We start from the raw sequence: 17,756 nt of genomic DNA, 5'->3' as shown, positions 1-17,756 counted from the left end.
GCCGATGAGCAGCGCGGTGACCCCACTCCCGGACGACACGGACCGGGCGGTGCGCAGCGAGGCCCGCCGACTGGCCTCCTCCGGCACCGACGGCCCCGGGCCCTACCTGATCGGCGTGCGCCACCACGCGCCGTCCCTCAGCGCGGCCGTCCCCGCGCTGCTCGACGCGGCCCGGCCGGAGGCGGTGCTGGTCGAACTGCCCGCCGAGTTCCAGCCGTGGCTCGGCTGGCTCGCGGACGAGGCGACCGAGGCGCCGGTCGCCCTGGCCGCCGCCCCGGTCGGCCCCGAGGAGGCGGGCGGGCCCGCCTTCTACCCGTTCGCCGACTTCTCCCCGGAACTCGCCGCCCTGCGGTGGGCCCGGCGCAACGGCGTCGAAGCGATCGCCTGCGACCTCCCGCTCGCCCACCGCACCGCCCGGGCGGCAGCGGAACGGCGCCCCGGGGCGCTGTCGGACGCCCCCGGCGTCGCCGACGCGCTGCGCCACCGCCTCACCGGCCGGGACTCCGACGAGGACCTGTGGGACCGACTGGTCGAAACCGCCGCCCCCGGCTCCACCCCGGAGGCCGTCCGGCGCGCCGCCCTGCTCGTCGGCTGGGCACTGCGCCACGACGCCGAGAACGGCCCCGGCGTCGACCCGTACGACCTGCGCCGGGAGGCCTGGATGCGTGCCCGCATCCAGGCCGCCGCAGCCGGCGGACGCCGGATCGCCGCCGTGGTCGGCGCCTTCCACGCCCCCGCCCTCCTCGACGGGCCGTGCGCCACCGAGGAGTCGCCGCACCCGGCGGGCCCCGACCACGTCCTCTCCCTGATCCCGTACACCTACCCGCTGCTCGACGCCCGCTCCGGCTACCCGGCGGGCATCCGCGACCCGGAATGGCAGCACACCGTCCTCGACGCCGGCGGTGACCCCGACCGGCTCGCCGAAGCGCTCATCACCACCGCCGTCCGGATCTGCGCCGCCCTGCGCACCCAGGACCACCCCAGCGGCCCCGCCGACGCGCGCGAGATCGTCCGCCTGGCCGGCGACCTCGCCCGGCTGCGCGGCCATGCCGTGCCCGGCCGCGGCGAACTGGTCGAGGCGGTGCAGACCGTCCTCGCCCAGGGCGAACCCCTCGGGCGTGGCCGGGCCGTCGCCCGCGCCCTCGAACAGGTCCTGATCGGCACCCGCACCGGCCGCCCCACCCCCGCCGCCCCGCGCAGCGGACTCGCCCCCGCCGTCGAGACCCTCCTCGCCGACCTCGGCCTGCCCGGCCCCACCGACCCCGGCCCGCGCGACCTGCGGCTCGACCCGTTGCGCAGCCCCCTCGACCGCCGCCGCGAGATCCTGCTCCACCGCCTCGCCGCCTGCGACGTCTCCTACGCCGACCCCGTTCCCACCACCGGCGCCGGCGGCACCGAAACCCTCGGCACCCGCTGGCGCCTCCACTGGACGCCCGCCACCGCCGCCATGCTCACCGTCGCCGGCACCCGCGGCGTCACCCCGGCCCAAGCCGCCGACGGCGCCCTGCGTGCCCGCCTCACCGACCACCCCACCCCGCGCGAGACCATCGACGGCCTCACCGCCGCCGCCTCCTGCGCCCTCCCCGCCCTCACCGGAACCCGCCTCACCCAACTCACCACCACCCTCCCCACCTCAGCCACCCTCCCGGACCTCCTCGACGCCCTCGCCCTCCTCGACCGTCTCGCCGCCGGCCACTTCCCCGGCTACACCCCCACAGCGGCGGCCACCACGGCGCCCACCCCGGCCGAGACGCTCCCGCCAACCAGGCGCACGGGCCAGGATGCGGAGGCGGTCGGACCTCCTGACCTGTCCGCCCCGGATGGGGTGCGGTCGGCAACCGCACCTGGCGGCAAGGCGGTTGTCCCCGCGCTCGGCGCCCCGGCGCCCACCGGACCCGCCTCCGACGGTCTGGGCGTCGCAGCGGCGGCGCCTGCGGCCGTGGTGCCGCCCGCTGCAGTGGGCGCCTGGGGTGGCGGCGCCGGGCCGTCCGTCGGCGAGGCCGTCGCGCCGACCGTCGACGGGGCTGCGGGGGAGTCTGCGAGCGCTTCCGTGCCTGGCTCCCCGGTGCCGTCGGGTGGGCGGGCGATCACCGGGCCGCCGGGGGCGGTGGTGTCCCGTGGTCGCGCCCCGGAGGCCGATACCTCCTCCGCCTCCGATGGGCTGGTGGCGGCGGCCGGGGAGGTGCTCACGGTCGCCGCGGTGCGGCAGTTGGAGGGGATCGGCGGGTCGGATGATCCGCAGGATGCCCGGGCATTGGTCGAGCTGGTGCGGCGGGCGGATCGGCTGGGCGGCGTGCGGCTGGCGTACGTGCTGGCCGAACTCGCCGAGCGGGGTAGCCCGTTGGTCCGCGGCGCGGCCGGGGCGGTACGGGTGCTGCTCGGGCAGGAGTCGGCGGAGGTGCTGGGGCGGCGGGCGGCCTCGTGGGTGGACGGCGCGACCGGTCCGGAGGCGCGGCATGCGCTCGGCCGGGCGCTGGTCGGGCTGCTGACGGCGGCAGAGGGCCTGTTCGACGTGGCTCCGGAGGCGCTGGAGCCGGTGCTGGAGCGGGTGACTTCGCTGCCCGACGGCGCGTTCCTGGACCGGTTGCCCGCGTTGCGCGGCGGCTTTGACACGCTCAGCCCGGCCGCCCGCGACCGGCTGCTGGCCCTGGTCGAGGAGCGCCTGGGCGCCAGGCTCGCCGCGCTGCCGGAGGAGGCCGGCCCGGCTGTGGTCGCCGCCTGGGTGCGGGCGGACCTCGCCGCCCGCGCGACGCTGGCCCGCCGCGGCCTGCTGCCCCCGGCTCTTGCGGCACCCCCGACCTCCCTGGCACCCCTGGCGCTTGAGGCACCTCCGGCACCCCTGGCGCCTGAGCCTGCCGCCACCCGGCGGCCCGCCCACGAGGCAGCCGCTCCGTCGGCCGGCCACTCCCTCACCGCCGCCGAGCGGTGGCGGCTGCTCCTCGGCCGCCCCGGCAGCGGCGGCCTGAGCGGCCGCAGCGCCCGACTCGCCACCGCCCTGGACGAGTTGTACGGCAGCGGCCACGGTGAGGGTTCCGGCCCCGGCCTGGCGAGCCGGGGTGGCCGGGGTGGCCGCGAGGCCCCCTATCCCGGTGTGCGGGAGTGGGCCGAGGAGCTGGAGGCGCTGTTCGGCCCGGGCGTCCGCGAGGAGGTGCTGGCCGCCGCCGTCGCGCAGGGGCGCATCGACGTCCTGGAAGCGATCGACCCGTCCGCTGTCCGGCCGTCCGTCGATCTGCTGCGCACCGTGCTGGAGCAGGCGGGCGGCCTGCCCGAGGCGCGGCTGGCCCGGCTGCGTCCGCTGGTGCGGCGCTTGGTGGACGAGCTGACCCGCGAACTGGCGTCCAGGCTGCGGCCGGCCCTGACCGGGATCACCGTGCCGCGTCCGTCCCGTCGTCCGGGCGGTGGGCTGGACCTGGCCCGGACGATCCGGGCCAACCTCGCCACCGCCCGTCCTTCGCCGGAGGGCGGCACCCTCATCGTGCCGGAGCGCCCGGTGTTCCGGACCAGGGCCCAGCAGGCCAACGACTGGCGACTGATCCTGGTCGTGGACGTCTCCGGCTCGATGGAGGCCTCCACGGTCTGGGCGGCCCTGACGGCCTCGATCCTGGCCGGGGTGCCGTCGCTGAGCACTCATTTCGTCGCGTTCTCGACCGAGGTCCTCGACCTGACGGAGCGGGTGGAGGATCCGCTGGGCCTGCTGCTGGAGGTGCGGGTCGGCGGCGGTACCAGCATCGCGAGCGGGCTGCGGTACGCAAGGGAGCTGGTGTCAGTGCCGTCCCGCACGCTGGTCGCGGTGGTCAGCGATTTCGAGGAGGGCGGTCCGGTCACCGCTCTGCTGGCCCAGACCCGGGCACTGGTGGACGCCGGCGTGCACGTGCTCGGCTGTGCGGCCCTGGACGACACCGGGACGGCCCGCTACTCGAAGGCGGTCGCGGGCCGGTTGGTCGCGGCCGGTATGCCCGTGGCGGCGTTGAGTCCGCTGGAACTGGCCCGCTGGGTGGGGGAGAAGGTGCGATGCGTATGACTGCGCGGACGAACGACTGGCCGGCTGTACGGCCGGAGGTGGTCGCCGAGGTGGTGGCCGGGCTGAGCGCCCGGCTGCAGAAGCGGCTGGACGGCGCGGCGGAGAAGCTGGCGGAGCGGCCGGTCGCGCGCGACGGAGACCAGTGGCGGGTGGAGGTGGACGAGGAGACGGTGCTCGTCCTGCACGCACCGGGTGGGACGGTCGCCGACCCGGAGGGAGTCCGCTGTGGCTGTCTGCTCGCTCCGGCCTGCGTGCACCGGGCCGCCGCCGTCACCCTCTGCCCGCTCGCCGAGCCGACGGAGCCGACGGAGGCCGCCGAACCGGCAGAGCCGACGGAACCGACGGAGGCGGCCGAACCGACAGAGCCGACGGAACCGATGGAGGCCGCCGAAGCCAGTGAGATCACTGAGACCACTGAGGCGACCGGAGTGTCCGTCCCCACCCCCCTCACCACCGTCGAGCTCGCTGCCGCCCGCCACCTCCACCGGGCCGCGGCCGCCGTGCTGGCCGCCGGGGTGAGCGGCGCGGGCGGGGTGTCCCAGGCCGAACTCCTGCGCGCCGCCCACCAGGCCCGGCTCGCGGGCCTGTACCGCCCGGCGGTGGCGGCTGTCGCGGTGGTGACGCGGGTCCGGGCTGCGCGGTCCGGCGCACCCGACCACCGGTTGGCGGACTTGGTGGCCGGTCTGCGCGAACTGCTCGGCCTCACTGCCGCGCTGACCGCCGGGACCGGCCCGGCGGCCGAGCTGCGCGGCGCCGCGCGCCAGGCCTACCGGGAGGAGGGCGGCCTTCGGCTCTACGGGCTGTTCGCCGAACCGGTACTGACGGCCACCCATGCGGGCGCGGTCAGCTGGGCGGTGGACGCCGACGGGCGGCTCAGCACGATCGCCGAGGTCATGCCGCACGAGGACGCGGCGGCTGCCGCCCCGCAGGCGGTCGGGGCGGGCAACCGGACGGTCCGGCTGGGCGACACCGCGCTCAGCCACCGCGAGTTCAGCCGCGCCGGGCTGGCCGTCCAGGGGGCGACCAGGTCCGTCGCCGGCCGACTGGGCGCGGGTGCCGCCGTCCGGGCGGTCCGGGCGGGGGGTGCGGCGTGGACGGCGGAGCCCGCGGGCCGGCTCTGGTCCGTTCCGGCGGCCGACCAGGTGGCCCGGGCGCTCGCGGCTCAGGACCTGCCGTACGAGAGCCGCCCGGCGGGGAGCGACCTGCTGTTCCTTGACGTCACGCTGCTGGGCGCGGCCCCCACCGGGCCTGGCGGGGTGCCGCAGTTGCTGGCGCGGTGCGCGGAGGGCGGCCCGGTGCTCGCGCTGCGCGCGGCGCACGAGCACCCCAACCTGCCCTTCCGGGCGAACCTCTCGCTGCTCGCCACCGGGCCCGGCCTGCGCTTGCGGGTGATCGGCAGGCTGGAGCGCGCCGACCGACCGGAGCTGCGTCTGCTCGCGATCGGCACACCCCCGGAGGCCCCGGACCCCCTCGCACTTCCAGCTGACCGGGCAGGCCGCGTCAATCTCGGCCTCGAACGCCTCCAGACCTCCGACCTCCGCACCTCCGACCTCCGGACCTCCGACCTCCGCACCTCCGACCTCCGGACCTCCGATCCCGGCACCTCGGAAGCGGCACCCGGCCCGGCCGTCGGGGTTCCCGGGTTCCCCGCGCCGTACGGCCCGCCCGTCCATGTGCTGGGCCGCCGGGTGGAGCAGACGGTCACGACCGGTCGGCACGCCCTCGCCCCGAGCGAGGCCACGGCGGCGGCCGACCGCGCCCTGCTGCGCTCCGCCGGGCTGGCCACCGCCGCCGACCTGCTGGACGGCCTGCGGGCCGCCGCCGTGAGCCGGCGGCGCGACGTGTTCGGACGGATCGTCGTGGACGACCACGACGCCTTCGCCGCCGCCTGGCTGGCGGCGGCCTGCTACACCGAGGAGCTGGCCACGGCGCTCTGCGTGGCGGCCTGGACAGGGGAGGGGTGAACCATAAGCGGAACTATTTGCATGGTCCGGTAATCCGCGCCGACTGGCATACTTGGGAGGAGGCAGACCCCAACACAGTGCAGCGGAAGGGAAGGCGCGCCATGGGAATCCGCGACGATGCGGCCGAGGTCCGGGCCCGTGGCTGGCGCACGCTCGCCGCGCTGCACGGGATGATCGACACCGCGCTGGAGAAGGCCCTCCAAGCCGAGTCCCAGCTCTCGGTCGTCGAGTACACGGTGCTGGACGCGCTCTCGCGGCAGGACGGCTGGCACATGCGGATGCAGCAGCTGGCCCGGGCGGCGGCGCTGAGCAGCAGCGCGACCACCCGGCTGGTGAGCCGCCTGGAGGACCGGGGCCTGCTGAGCCGCTACCTGTGCGCGGACGACCGGCGCGGCATCTACACCGAGCTGACCCAGGACGGCCGTGACCTGCTGGCGACCGCCCGCCCGGTGCACGACGCAACCCTGGAGGCGACCCTGGCCCAGGCCGCCGAGGTCCCCGAGCTGGCCCCGCTGGTCGACTCGCTCGCGGCACCGGACCCAGCGCACGCCTGACGCCCCCCGCAAACCCCGGGCCCGCGGAACCCCGGCCCGCAGACCCCCAGGTCGGCAGAATCCCAGGCCCGCCGTCACCGCCGCCGGGTGGCCAGGGCGTTTCGGTGCACCCGGTCGAGCAGGGCGAGCAGCAGTTCCTTGCTGGACGCCCGCTCCCGGACGTCACAGAGCACGACCGGCACCTCCGGGCCGAGATCGAGGGCACGCCGGACCTCGTTCGGGGTGGCCTCGCGGCGGCCGTGGAAGCAGTTGACGCCGATCGCGAACGGGATGCCGCGCTGTTCGAAGAAGTCCACGGCGGCGAAGCTGGATTCCAGCCGCCGGGTGTCGGCGAGGACGATCGCACCGAGGGCGCCGAGCGCGAGGTCGTCCCACATGAACCAGAACCTGAACTGTCCCGGCGTGCCGAACAGGTAGAGCACCAGGTCCTCGCGGACGGTGATCCGCCCGAAGTCCATGGCGACCGTGGTGGTGGACTTGTCCTGGACGCCGTCGAGGCTGTCGACCCCGATGCTGGCGCGGGTCATCCGTTCCTCGGTCTGCAGCGGTTCGATCTCGCTGACCGAGCCGACCATGGTGGTCTTTCCGACGCCGAAGCCGCCGGCGACGAGGATCTTGACCGCGCCCGGCACCAGGCTCTGGGTCGTCAATTCGGGTCTCCTGAAGGGAACGGGGAGAGCGGGGGAGCGGGCGAGCGGGGCGAGTGGAGGTGGCCGGAGAGGAGCATGCGGTCCTGCCGGTCAGAGCCGGCGGACGCCCTCGATCACGGCCTGGATCAGCGAGACGTCCGCCGCCTCGGCGAGCTGGACCGGGGCGCGGGTGAGGATCAGCCGGGCCTCGACCAGGTCGTCCAGGAGCACCTTGACCACGCTGACCGGCAGGTCGAGCGTGGCCGCGATCTCGGCCACGGCCAGCGGGCGTTCGCGGCACAGGTCGATGATCGCGGCCGGTTCGGGCGAGAGCCTGCCGGTGTCGGTGCGCGGGTCGGTGGTGACCACCAGGGTGATCAGCGTGAAGCCGTCCCGGACCGGGCCGGTGCGCCCGTTGGTGATCGCGTACGGGCGGACCAGGTGGCCGGCGTCCTTGTCGTAGAACCAGCCCTCGTCGGCGTCGGCGGTGGTCACGCACCGCCACCCGGGCCGACCTGGCCGGCGTCGCTGCGCGGTGCCGCGGTGAGGTACTGGCCGACCTGCTTGACCAGCATGTTGATCTCGTAGGCCATCAGTCCGGCGTCCACCTGCTCGCTGGTGAGGACGGCCAGCCGGGCGCCCTGTCCGGCGGTGGTGACGAACAGGAACAGCTGGTCCATCTCGACCACGGTCTGCCGCACCCGCCCGCCGTTGAAGCGGTGTCCGGCGCCGCGGGCCAGGCTTTGTAGGCCGGAGGCGACGGCGGACAGGTGCTCGGCGTCGGCCCGGTCGAGGCCCTGGGACGTGCCCACCAGTAGACCGTCCTCGGACAGGACGATGGCGTGCCGGGTCTCGGGAACCCGCGCGACCAACTGGTCCAGCAGCCAGTTGAGGTCCCGCTGGGTTTCGGTGTGCTGCGTCATCACTGCTGGTCCTTGGCTTCCTGAGCGGCGGAGGCGTCCTGGGCGGCGGAAGGTGCGGCCGGGGCGTGGCGGGTGGCGGGCGCGGCCGGGGCCTGCGCGCCCGGGTCGGTGTCGGCTGCGCGGGCGGTCCGGGTGCCGCGCTGGATGGCGGCCATGGTGGCGCGGGAGCGCTGTGGTGAGGCGTCCTCGGTGTCGGTGTCGGCCCCGACGCCGACGCCGCCGTACGAGGGGGCGGCCGGGCCGACCGCGCGGCCGACGGACGGCGGCACGGCTCCGGACGCGTTGGACGCGCGGAGCTGCTCGGCCAGGCTGGCGTTGCGGACCCGCTGCGGCAGGACCCGCGGGGTGAACAGTTCGCCGTCCGGGCCGTGCTCGCCGGGGTCCTCCTGAGGGCGTTCGTGCCTGGGCGCGGAGCGGTCGGCGGGGATCCCGTCGACGGTCTCCGGCACCGGCACTGCCTCCGGCACCGACTGCGGCCCGACGGACGGACCGTCCACCAGGGCGTCGCCAGGGGCGTCGCCAGGGAGGTCGTACCGGCGCGGCATGAGGGGCCGGGGGACGACCACGGCGCCGGGCAGCCCGGGGATCTGGGCGCCGACGGACAGTCCGCCGTTGGTGAGCGCGGCCGGGCCGCCACCGTCACCGTCCCCCTCGACCGCCAAGGCCGCGCCCGGAGCGCCCGGAGCACCCGCACCCGCCGAAGTCCCGATCGCGACCGGGTCAGCCAGCCCGGGAGGCCCGGAAGGCCCGGAAGGCCCGGAAGGCCCGGTGCCGCCCAGCAGCCCGCTGAGCACCCCGGCGAGCGCGCCGGACAGTTCCGCGTGCCCGTCCCCGGGGGCCCCGTCGGTGGCCGGGCGTTCCGGTGCCGGGCTCCGGGTGACCCGTGCGCCGGACGGCAGGCCGGTCGCCGAGGCCGGCTGCTCGGCCTGCTCCAGCAGCACCGAGGGCACCAGCACCACGGCCCGGGTGCCGCCGTACGGCGAGGGCCGCAGGGCGACCTGGATGTCGTGCCGGGCGGCCAGCCGCGCGACGACGAACAGGCCGAGCCGCAGGTCGTCGCCGAGTGCGGAGACGTCCAGCTCGGGCGGGTGGGCCAGGTAGGCGTTGAGCCGCTCGTACTCGTCCTCGCTCATGCCGAGGCCGCGGTCCTCGACCTCGACCGCCAGGCCCTTGGGCACCTCCTGTGCGGAGACCTGCACCTGGGTGTACGGCGGGGAGAAGGTGGTGCCGTTCTCGATCAGTTCGGCGACCAGGTGGATGACGTCGGCGACGGCCTGTCCGCTGAGCGAGGCGCGCGGCACGCCCTGGACGACGACGCGGGAGTAGTTCTCGGTCTCGGAGACGGCGCTGCGCAGGACGTTGACCATGGGCACGGCGTTGCGCCAGCGGCGGGCGGGCAGTGCGCCGCCGAGGATGACCAGGTTCTCGGCGTTGCGCCGCATCCGGGTGGCCAGGTGGTCGACCGCGAAGAGCTCGCGCAGCAGCTCGGGTTCCTCGTGTTCGCGCTCCAGCGCGTCCAGCATGCTGATCTGACGGTGGATCAGGATCTGGGTGCGGCGGGCGATGTTGAGGAAGACCTTCTTCGTCCCTTCGCGGCCCTGGGCCTGGTGGACGATGGCGGCGACGGCGGCCTGGCGGACGGCGGCGAGGCCGTCGGCGGTCTGTTGGAGCTCGTCGCCGATCCGGCGGGCCGGCGCCCAGGCGGGCGGGGTGGGCACCGTCTCTCCGGCGCGCAGCCGCCCGACGACGTCGGGGATGTCGTGCTGGGCGAGTGAGAGGGTGTCGGCGCGCAACTCGGACAGGCGGCCGGACAGCGCCCGGGCGGCCCGGACGCCGCGGATCAGGCTGACCAGCAGGACGACGGCGACCACGGCGGTGCCGGCCGTCAGCGCGGTGCGCTGCCCGGTGTCGCGCAGCAGGTAGACGGCGTAGCCCCAGGCGGCGGCGAGGCCCAGGCTGGGGATCAGGACGAGGGCGAGGAGCGAGCCGCGGAGGGAGCCGGACCGGCCGGCGCGGTGGCCCGTGCGGGGGGCCGATATGCCTGGCATCTGACTTCCTTGTCGCAGGGCCGAGTTGTGAGGCCGAATCGCGGGCCGGGTCGCAGTTCCGAACGGCGGGTCGGCCCGTGCGGCCCGGGACTTCAGGGCGCCGAGGCCGGGGTCGCCGGACGAGGTGACGAGCCGTCACCATCCGAGCGGGGTGCAGCAATGACCGCCGACGGCAGGAAACCTATCAGCCCCGGATGTCCTCATCGCAACATCAACTGGCGATATATGAAACGTTGATGGCCCGGGCCGCCCCTTCGGGGCGGGGCGTTCGCCGACGAATCGCAGCAGCTCATTGCCGCCGGCGCAACAGGCGGACGGGCGCGGCGGATGGCTCTCCGGGAGGCGGGGCGCACCCCCGGAGAGCCGTCAGGAACAGGTCAAGCCGGCGTATGCTGGCCGGTCGCCACCGCCCTGGGCCGCTTCGGTCCGACCCAGGCTAGGGACGACCCAGGCTAGGGACGACCCAGGCTAGGGGCGGCCCAGGCGAGGGACGTCCCAGGCTGGGGCCGGCCCGTCGGCTCAGCCCGCCAGCGGTATCGGCACCACCTGCCCCGCGCGCTCCGTCCCACCCTCCGCCTCGAGTTGGTTGAGCTCGGTCCACGCCCAGCTCGCCAGGTCGGACAGTTCGTCCGACCACTGCTTGCCGTAGGTGCCCGAGGCGACCTGGCCCAGCCGCAGCCGCTGGACGTCCGAGGTGCCGGCCGGGGCGTAGATGTGGGTGGCATCGCGCAGGTAGCGGATGATGTTGAACTCCTCCTGGGTGCCGCGGGCGGCCAGGATCTCCATCGCGCTGCGCGCCGAGTCCATCGCGTACTCGGTGTTGACGAGCTTGGCGTTCATCAGCTCGGCGTCGCAGGCCTTGCCGTTGTCGAGCAGGTGCGAGGCGTGGTACGCGGCGAGCTTGGCGGTCATCAGCTTGGACTGCATCTCGCCCAGCTTCAGTGCGACGCCGTTGAGTTGGTTGAGCGGCTTGCCGTACAGCACCCGCTGCTCGGCGTAGCGCACGACGTCCTCGACGATCGCGACGTGGATGCCGAGTGCGACGGCGCCCAGGTTGAGGCGGCCGTACAGGGTGGAGGAGGAGTAGGCGACGTCCAGGCCCTGCCCCTCCTCGGCCAGCCGGTTGCCGACCGGGATGCGGCAGTCCTCGAAGACCAACTCGCCGAAGCTGAAGCCGTGCAGGCCGCCCTGCGTGCCGAGTTCACCGGCCCGGAAGCCGGGGCGGTCGCTCTCCACCAGGAAGGCGGAGAGGCCCTTGCTGCCCTTGCCGGTGCGGAAGACCACGCCGTGGACGTCGCCGATGTGGGAGTTGCCGACGAACCACTTGCGGCCGTTCAGTACGTACTCGTCGCCTTCGCGGCGGGCGGTGCCGGCCATGCCGAGCACGTGGCCGCCCGACTCCGGTTCGGTGACCGCGATGGTCGGCAGGGATGCGCCGGAGGCGAACTGCGGTAACCACTCGCGTCGTTGGGCTTCGGAGCCGAAGTGGATGACCTTCGCGACGCCGAGCTGTGAGGCCTGGGCCATGGCGCCCATCGCGCCGCTGACCCGGGCCAGTTCCTCCACAATGATGGTCTTGGCGAGGTGTCCCAGCCCCAGGCCGCCGAACTGCTTGGGGATGGTCACACCGATCCAGCCCCGGCGGGCGATCTCCCGCGACAGTTCGAACTCGACCTCCCGGTCGGCCTCCATTCTGGCCACCTGCGGACGCACCTCCTTCTCCGCGAACTCACGGACCTCCGCCCGGAGGCTTTCGTGTCGTTCGTCGGTGAAGTAGTCCATCGCCATGCTTGGTCCTCTCGTTCCGTGGGTGTCGTGCCTCCGTTCATGCCGTCGATGCCGCTCCGGCCGCCCCCCAGGGGGGAGATGGGTGGGGTGTGGAGGTTGGCGGCCGATCGCTCCCTTGCAATCGGTGCATGCGGACCCTGGAGCGGTTCCCAGCGGGGAGAGAGGAATACCGTCCGTGTCTTCGGCAGGGCTCATTGTCATATGTGACACCGCCGTCACGCTTAGTTGATCTTGGATTGGCGGGATTCCGTTCGTCCCTGCTACTTGCGTGTTTCGTTCACGTGCCGGGTGGGGATCGACCTCCCCCGTGCCCGAATCCGGCTGAGCGCCCGTTCACATGCGGATATGACTGTGCATCAGCAACGCGGACGGCCCGAACCGAGAGCACCGAACGGCCCGGATGTCTGATTACATGTGCGCCATGACTGATGTGATGAGCACTCAAGGCCAGTTCCCGGGTGCCGCCGGGGAGTCGGAGCGGACTCGCAGGTTGCGCGGCCTGGGTCTCAACGAACCGTCCGCGGACGAGGCCTTCGACCGCTTCGCGCACCTGGCAGCCAGCATCACCCGAGCTCCCATCGCGATGGTCAACTTCATCAACGACGAGCGCCAGATGTTCCGGGGGCTCTACATCCCGCCAAACTCGGCCGAAGTCGCGGCAGAAGAAGGCGCTTCGTGGGCAGACCGGGGCATCGCCTTCGACCTTCCCACCCGGCAGATGCCGATGAGCCACGGCTTCTGCCCGCACGTGGTCGCCCAGCGCTCACCCCTCGCACTGGACGACATCCTCGCGTACCCCCGGTTCGCCGGTAACCCCGTCGTGGACGAACTCGGGGTCCGCGCCTACCTCGGCGCCCCGCTCGTCGACGACACCAACACCGTCATCGGCACCGTCTGCGTCCTCGACCGGGAACCCCGGCAGTGGGGCCGCGAGCGGCTGCGCGACATCCAGCACCTCGCCGAGGCACTGCTCTCCGAGATCCGGCTGCGCGACAACCTGCTCGCCCAGCAGCAGGAGATGTTCGCCGCCTTCGACGGCTCCCCGTTCCCCATCATGCTGACCGACGGCCCCGGCCAGGAGATCCGCTACGCCAACGCCCAGCACGCCGACACCTTCGGCGCCCCCGTGGCGTACGGCGCGATCGGGCAGACCTACCCGCAACTCGGCGTGGCCGGCCTCCAGCAGGCCGTCTCCGAGGCGTACCGCACCGGCCGCACCACCGTCCTCAACGAGGTACGGGTGCAGTCGGCCCGACCCGAAGCCCCGCGCATCCAGCAGGTCTTCAGCTTCACCTGCACCCCGCTTCGGACCGCGCGCACCGGCCAGGTCAACGGCGTCCTCACCGTCGGCATGGACGTCACCGCGCAGTCCCGCACGGAGGAGGAGCTCGGCACGCTGGCCGCGCTGCTGGTGGACCGGCTGCAGCAGAACGGCGCCGCGACGCCGACCGGCCGCCCGGGCATCGCCGGCGGGTCCGGACTCGTCCTGCCGCGCTGAACCGCCGACCGGCCGCCCGTGCGCGGTTCCTGCCCGTCCCGCCCGTCCTGCCCGCCTTCCCCGTCCTGCCTTTACCGTCCACCGCCGTGGCGGGGAGCCTCTCACCCCCGAGGAGAGGCCCCCGCCACGGTGCTGTCCGGTCGAGGCGAGGCGAGGCGAGGCGAGGCGAGGCCAGGCCGTGGCGGTGGTGGCGGTTGCGCGGGAGCCCCGCCGCACGGCGCAGCGCAGTTCGGCCGGGCCGAGCGGGTGAACCGTCCGCCGTCCACGCCCCGGCCGGGCCCGCCCGCGGCGCGGCGGTGGTAGGCATGGGCCGCATGGACTGGTTCGCCGCCCCCGAGTACTGGTTGAGCCGACTGCTCGTCCAACGCCTCCTCGCCGCCGTCTACCTGACCGGATTCCTCGCCGCCGCCGCGCAGTTCCGCGCGCTCATCGGCGAGGACGGCATGCTGCCGGTGCCACGCTTCACCGCCCGCGTCCCGTTCCGGCTGTCACCGGGCCTGTTCCACCTCCATTACAGCGACCGCTTCTTCGCCGCCGTCGCGTGGAGCGGGGCCGCCCTCGCCGCCGCCGTCACGGCCGGGCTCGGCGACGCCGTCCCGCTCTGGGCGTCGATCCTGCTGTGGGCGGTGCTCTGGGTCCTCTACCTCTCCATCGTCAACGTCGGGCAGACCTGGTACTCGTTCGGCTGGGAGTCCCTGCTGCTCGAAGCCGGGTTCCTCGCCGCCTTCCTGGGCAACGCCGACACCGCCCCGCCCACCCTGGTGCTCTGGCTGATGCGCTGGCTGGTCTTCCGGGTCGAGTTCGGCGCCGGACTGATCAAACTGCGCGGTGACAGCTGCTGGCGCGACCTGACCTGCCTGCGCTACCACCACGAGACCCAGCCGATGCCCGGCCCGCTCAGCTGGTTCTTCCACCACCTGCCCGACCCGCTGCACCGGGTCGAGGTCGCGGCCAACCACGTCGTCCAACTCGTCGTCCCCGTCTGCCTGCTGTTCCCTCAGCCGGTCGCGAGCTACGCCGCGTGCGCCGTGATCGCCACCCAGCTGTGGCTGATCGCCTCCGGCAACTTCGCCTGGCTCAACTGGCTCACCGTCACCCTGGCCGTCGCCGCCCTCGAGCCGGGCCGGCTCGGCCTGCCCGTCCACGTCCGCGACCACCCCGGCTCCCCGCTCTGGTACGAGGCGCTGGTGATCGCGCTGACTGCGGCCGTCGTCGTGCTCAGCTACTGGCCGGTGCGGAACATGGTCTCCCGCAACCAGTCCATGAACCGCTCCTTCAACCGGGTCCACCTCGTCAACACCTACGGCGCCTTCGGCAGCGTCAACCGCCTCCGCCAGGAGGTCGTGGTCGAGGGCACCGACGAGGCCGTCCTCACCCCGCACACCGTCTGGCGCGAGTACGGCTTCAAGGGCAAGCCCGGCGAGGTGCGCCGCCTCCCGCGCCAGTACGCCCCCTACCACCTGCGGCTCGACTGGCTGATGTGGTTCGCCGGCATCTCGCCCGGCTACGCGCGCCCCTGGTTCCTGCCCTTCGTCGCCCGCCTGCTGGCCGGCGACCGGGCCACCCTGCGCCTGCTGCGCCACAACCCCTTCCCGGACGCTCCGCCGACCCACGTCCGGGCGACCCTCTACCTCTACCGGTTCACCGATTGGCGCGAACTGCGGGAGACCGGCGCGTGGTGGCACCGCACGGCGCTGCACGAGTACCTCGCGCCGGTCAACCTGCCCACCCTCGGCCGGGCCGGGTACCGGCCGCCACCCGGCCGACCGCGCCGCGGCGTCCGCGAAGTCCCGCTGGAGCGGCCGCGCCAGCCCGGCCGCCAGCCCGGTCAGAGCCCTGGCCGACGCTCCGGTCCAGGGCCCGGTCAGAGCCCCGGCCGACGCCCCGGCCGACGCCCCGGTCCGTCCGGGGAACCGCGGCCCGGACACCCGCCCCGACCAGCGCCGGACCACCCGGGCGGGCCGCCCGAGTAGCGGCCAGGCGGGCGGTATGGGATACGACACCGGCCCGTCGGGGCGGTGGGTGCGTGCAAGGCTCGAACGGGCACCCGTATTCTGGGCCTCCACAACCGGCAGCCCGACCGCGCGCCCCTTCGCCCCGCCCAGGGGCGACCCCGCGCAACCGGTCCGCCGCCCCCTCGCCGCCAGCCCCGCCGTCGTCGCCCAGAACCGGACCTCACATGACAGTGCTTCACTCGCGCAACGCCGACGCAGCCGACTCGGTGGACGTCGCCGACGCCGCAGACGTCAAGGACTCCCAGGACGCCGCCGCGGAGCCCGACCTCCGCGAGGACCTCGGCCGCTACGCCGAACTCGGGGCCTTCACGCTCAGTGCCGACACCCACGCCTGGTACGCGGCCGTCGACACCGTCGCCACCCCCGAGGACGCCCGCGCCGCCTCCACCGCGCTCGCCGAACTGCGCGGCCGCGACCTCCAGCAGACCTGGGAGGCCGTCACCACCCTGGCCGCCGACGTCAAGCTGGACGAACCGGACACGGTCGCCAAGACCGCGCTCCTGGTCGAGCTGCTCCACCGGGTCCACCGCACCTCCGCGACCCTCGCCACCGCCGCGTACGACGCCGACCTCGGCGCCCTCGCCGCCGCCACCGCCGACAGCGCCTGGCGCCGCGACAACGGCGTCAAGCTGTCCTGGCTGCGCGGCCGTTCCCTGCGCAAGCAGGCCGCCGCCCTCGCCACCGACGGCCGCATCCGCCGCGAGGACCTGCACGAAGCCCTCGCCTCCGCCGAGATCGAGCGCCGCGCCTGGGCCGCCCTGGCCCCGGCCGGCACCCTCCCGACGGCACCCGCCGACGGCGCCCTGGTCGAGCGCACCGCCCAGGCCTTCGAGGCGATCAACACCGGCCTGCGCGGCCTCGCCCGCCTGCTGCCCGACCACGACCTGGAGGGGCTGCCCTTCGCGGAGCTGATCGACCTGGTCGAGCGCCTCGCCTCCGACGAGGGCACCCTCTACCGCCTGCCCACCATCCGCAGCCTGCGCGCCACCCTGGAGGAGGCCGGCCTCGCCGACCTGCTCGCCGAACTCGCCACCGCCAAGGCCGACCGCCGCGCCGCCGAGGCCGCGTACACGGCCCGCCAGGCGCTGGCGGGCGGGCAGCGCGACGGGCTGGCGGAGGCGGCTGCCACCGAGGAGGCGGCGGTCGAGTCGCCCGTCGAGACGCTGGTCGAGTCGCCGGTCGGTCAGAAGCCGGAGATCGAGGAGCCGACGGTAGAGGAGCTGACGGTCGAGGAGCCGGAGGCCGAGGAGTCGGGCACGGAGCTGTCGGACGCCGAGGCCGAGGCCGAGGCCGCGGCGCGACAGGCGCTGGCCGGTGGGCAGCGTGACGGGCTCGTGGAGGAGGCCCCGGTTTCGGTGGCGGCTCCTGCCGAGGAGGCCGCCGAGACCGAGGCTGAGGTCGAGGCCGAGGTTGCCGTCGAGGCTGAGGCCGAGATCGACGCCGAGATCGCCGCCGCCGCCGACGCCGACGCCGATGCCGATGCCGAGGTCGTCGCCGAGCCCCAGCCCGAGCACGAGCCCGAGGCGGTGTCGGGCGACGACGCGGACACCGCTGACGACGAGCCGACCGCGCTGGAGGAGGAGCTGACGGAGGAGTCCCCGGCCGCCGTGGTCTCCCTCCCGGCGCCTTCCCCGGCCGCCGACGATCTGGTCGCCGCCGCGACCGCCGCCCTGGCCGAGGCCGCAGCGGTGGAGGAGGCGGCGGAGGAGAGTGCCGAGGCCGCCGTCGACGTCGAGACGCCCGCTGCTGAGGACGAGGTGGCGGAGACCGACGTCGTGGCTGAGGAGTCCTCGGTCGACGTTGACGAGCCCGCCCCCGTGACGGTCGAGGCCGTCGAGGCGACCGTCGAGGTCGACCCGGTGGTCGTGGTCGAGCCCGAGGTCGAGCCCGAGGTCGAGCCCGAGCCCGTGGCCGAGGAGTCGGTCGAAGCACCGGTCGCCGAAGCCGAGGCTGTTGTGGTGGAGGCCGCCGAGCCCGTCGTTGCCGAGCCTGCCGCCGAGCCTGCCGCCGAGGCCGCTGCCGATCTTCCCGCGCGTCCCGAGAAGCCGGACTTCACGCCGGGCCGCCCCGTCACCGCCTACTCGGCCGACGAACTGCTCGCCGTCGTGCGGTGGCTGGACGGCGACGGTGTCGAGCGGACGGACGAGGAACTGCTGCGGGCGGCCATGAAGGAGTTCGGCTTCGCCCGCCTCGGCCCCCGCATCAAGGAGGCGCTGGGCTCCGCCGTCGCCGCCGCGCGCGGCTGACCGGGGCACACCGCCGCAACACCACCGGAACGACCAGGGCCCGGGGCGCGATCGTGCGTCCCGGGCCCTG

At 74.7% G+C, this 17,756-nt stretch carries 11 protein-coding genes; 6 read left to right on the top strand and 5 right to left on the bottom strand.

Features of this window, described 5'->3' with window-relative positions:
* The first annotated feature begins 4 nt into the window (after positions 1-4).
* The 3 genes from AC0B61_RS01735 to AC0B61_RS01725 all read left to right on the top strand — a co-directional run bounded on the left by AC0B61_RS01735 (position 5) and on the right by AC0B61_RS01725 (position 6,539).
* Positions 5-4,021: a DUF5682 family protein gene (locus AC0B61_RS01735; RefSeq protein WP_471738594.1), complete on the top strand. Its 4,017-nt coding sequence runs from the start codon at positions 5-7 to the stop codon at positions 4,019-4,021.
* Positions 4,018-5,985: a hypothetical protein gene (locus AC0B61_RS01730; protein ID WP_471738593.1), complete on the top strand. Its 1,968-nt coding sequence runs from the start codon at positions 4,018-4,020 to the stop codon at positions 5,983-5,985. The genes AC0B61_RS01735 and AC0B61_RS01730 overlap by 4 nt, the downstream gene beginning before the upstream one ends.
* Positions 5,986-6,086: 101 nt before the next feature.
* Entirely contained in the window at positions 6,087-6,539 is a 453-nt protein-coding gene (locus tag AC0B61_RS01725) for a MarR family winged helix-turn-helix transcriptional regulator (protein WP_471738592.1), read from the top strand.
* Positions 6,540-6,613: 74 nt separating this feature from the next.
* On the opposite strand, the gene AC0B61_RS01720 is transcribed toward AC0B61_RS01725, so the two are convergent.
* The 5 genes from AC0B61_RS01720 to AC0B61_RS01700 all read right to left on the bottom strand — a co-directional run bounded on the left by AC0B61_RS01720 (position 6,614) and on the right by AC0B61_RS01700 (position 11,921).
* Positions 6,614-7,189: a GTP-binding protein gene (locus AC0B61_RS01720; protein WP_471738591.1), complete on the bottom strand. Its 576-nt coding sequence runs from the start codon at positions 7,187-7,189 to the stop codon at positions 6,614-6,616.
* Between the two features lie 90 nt (positions 7,190-7,279).
* The gene (locus tag AC0B61_RS01715; RefSeq protein ID WP_471738590.1) at positions 7,280-7,663 is read right to left on the bottom strand and encodes a DUF742 domain-containing protein; all 384 of its coding nucleotides are present in this window, start codon (positions 7,661-7,663) and stop codon (positions 7,280-7,282) included.
* Positions 7,660-8,091 carry a roadblock/LC7 domain-containing protein gene (locus AC0B61_RS01710; protein WP_471738589.1) on the bottom strand — a complete coding sequence of 144 codons (432 nt, stop codon included), beginning with the start codon at positions 8,089-8,091 and terminating at the stop codon, positions 7,660-7,662. Before AC0B61_RS01710 ends, AC0B61_RS01715 begins: the two co-directional genes overlap by 4 nt.
* Positions 8,091-10,139: a sensor histidine kinase gene (locus tag AC0B61_RS01705; protein WP_471738588.1), complete on the bottom strand. Its 2,049-nt coding sequence runs from the start codon at positions 10,137-10,139 to the stop codon at positions 8,091-8,093. Before AC0B61_RS01705 ends, AC0B61_RS01710 begins: the two co-directional genes overlap by 1 nt.
* 519 nt (positions 10,140-10,658) lie before the next feature.
* A complete protein-coding gene (locus AC0B61_RS01700) occupies positions 10,659-11,921 on the bottom strand; it encodes an acyl-CoA dehydrogenase family protein (RefSeq protein WP_471738835.1) in 1,263 nt (420 codons plus the stop codon).
* Between the two features lie 427 nt (positions 11,922-12,348).
* Here AC0B61_RS01700 and AC0B61_RS01695 point away from each other — a divergent pair, with 427 nt between their 5' ends.
* The 3 genes from AC0B61_RS01695 to AC0B61_RS01685 all read left to right on the top strand — a co-directional run bounded on the left by AC0B61_RS01695 (position 12,349) and on the right by AC0B61_RS01685 (position 17,686).
* Positions 12,349-13,425 carry a GAF domain-containing protein gene (locus tag AC0B61_RS01695; RefSeq protein ID WP_471738587.1) on the top strand — a complete coding sequence of 359 codons (1,077 nt, stop codon included), beginning with the start codon at positions 12,349-12,351 and terminating at the stop codon, positions 13,423-13,425.
* A 305-nt stretch (positions 13,426-13,730) separates the two neighbouring features.
* Positions 13,731-15,398, top strand: coding sequence for a lipase maturation factor family protein (locus AC0B61_RS01690; protein WP_471738586.1), 1,668 nt, complete (start codon positions 13,731-13,733; stop codon positions 15,396-15,398).
* Positions 15,399-15,604: 206 nt separating this feature from the next.
* Complete coding sequence (locus tag AC0B61_RS01685; RefSeq protein WP_471738585.1) at positions 15,605-17,686, top strand: hypothetical protein; 2,082 nt, start codon at positions 15,605-15,607, stop codon at positions 17,684-17,686.
* Positions 17,687-17,756 lie beyond the last annotated feature (70 nt).

The organism is Kitasatospora sp. NPDC023385, from assembly GCF_055664045.1.
Note: the sequence above shows the minus strand (reverse complement) of the source record. Positions and strands in the feature narration are given on the sequence as shown.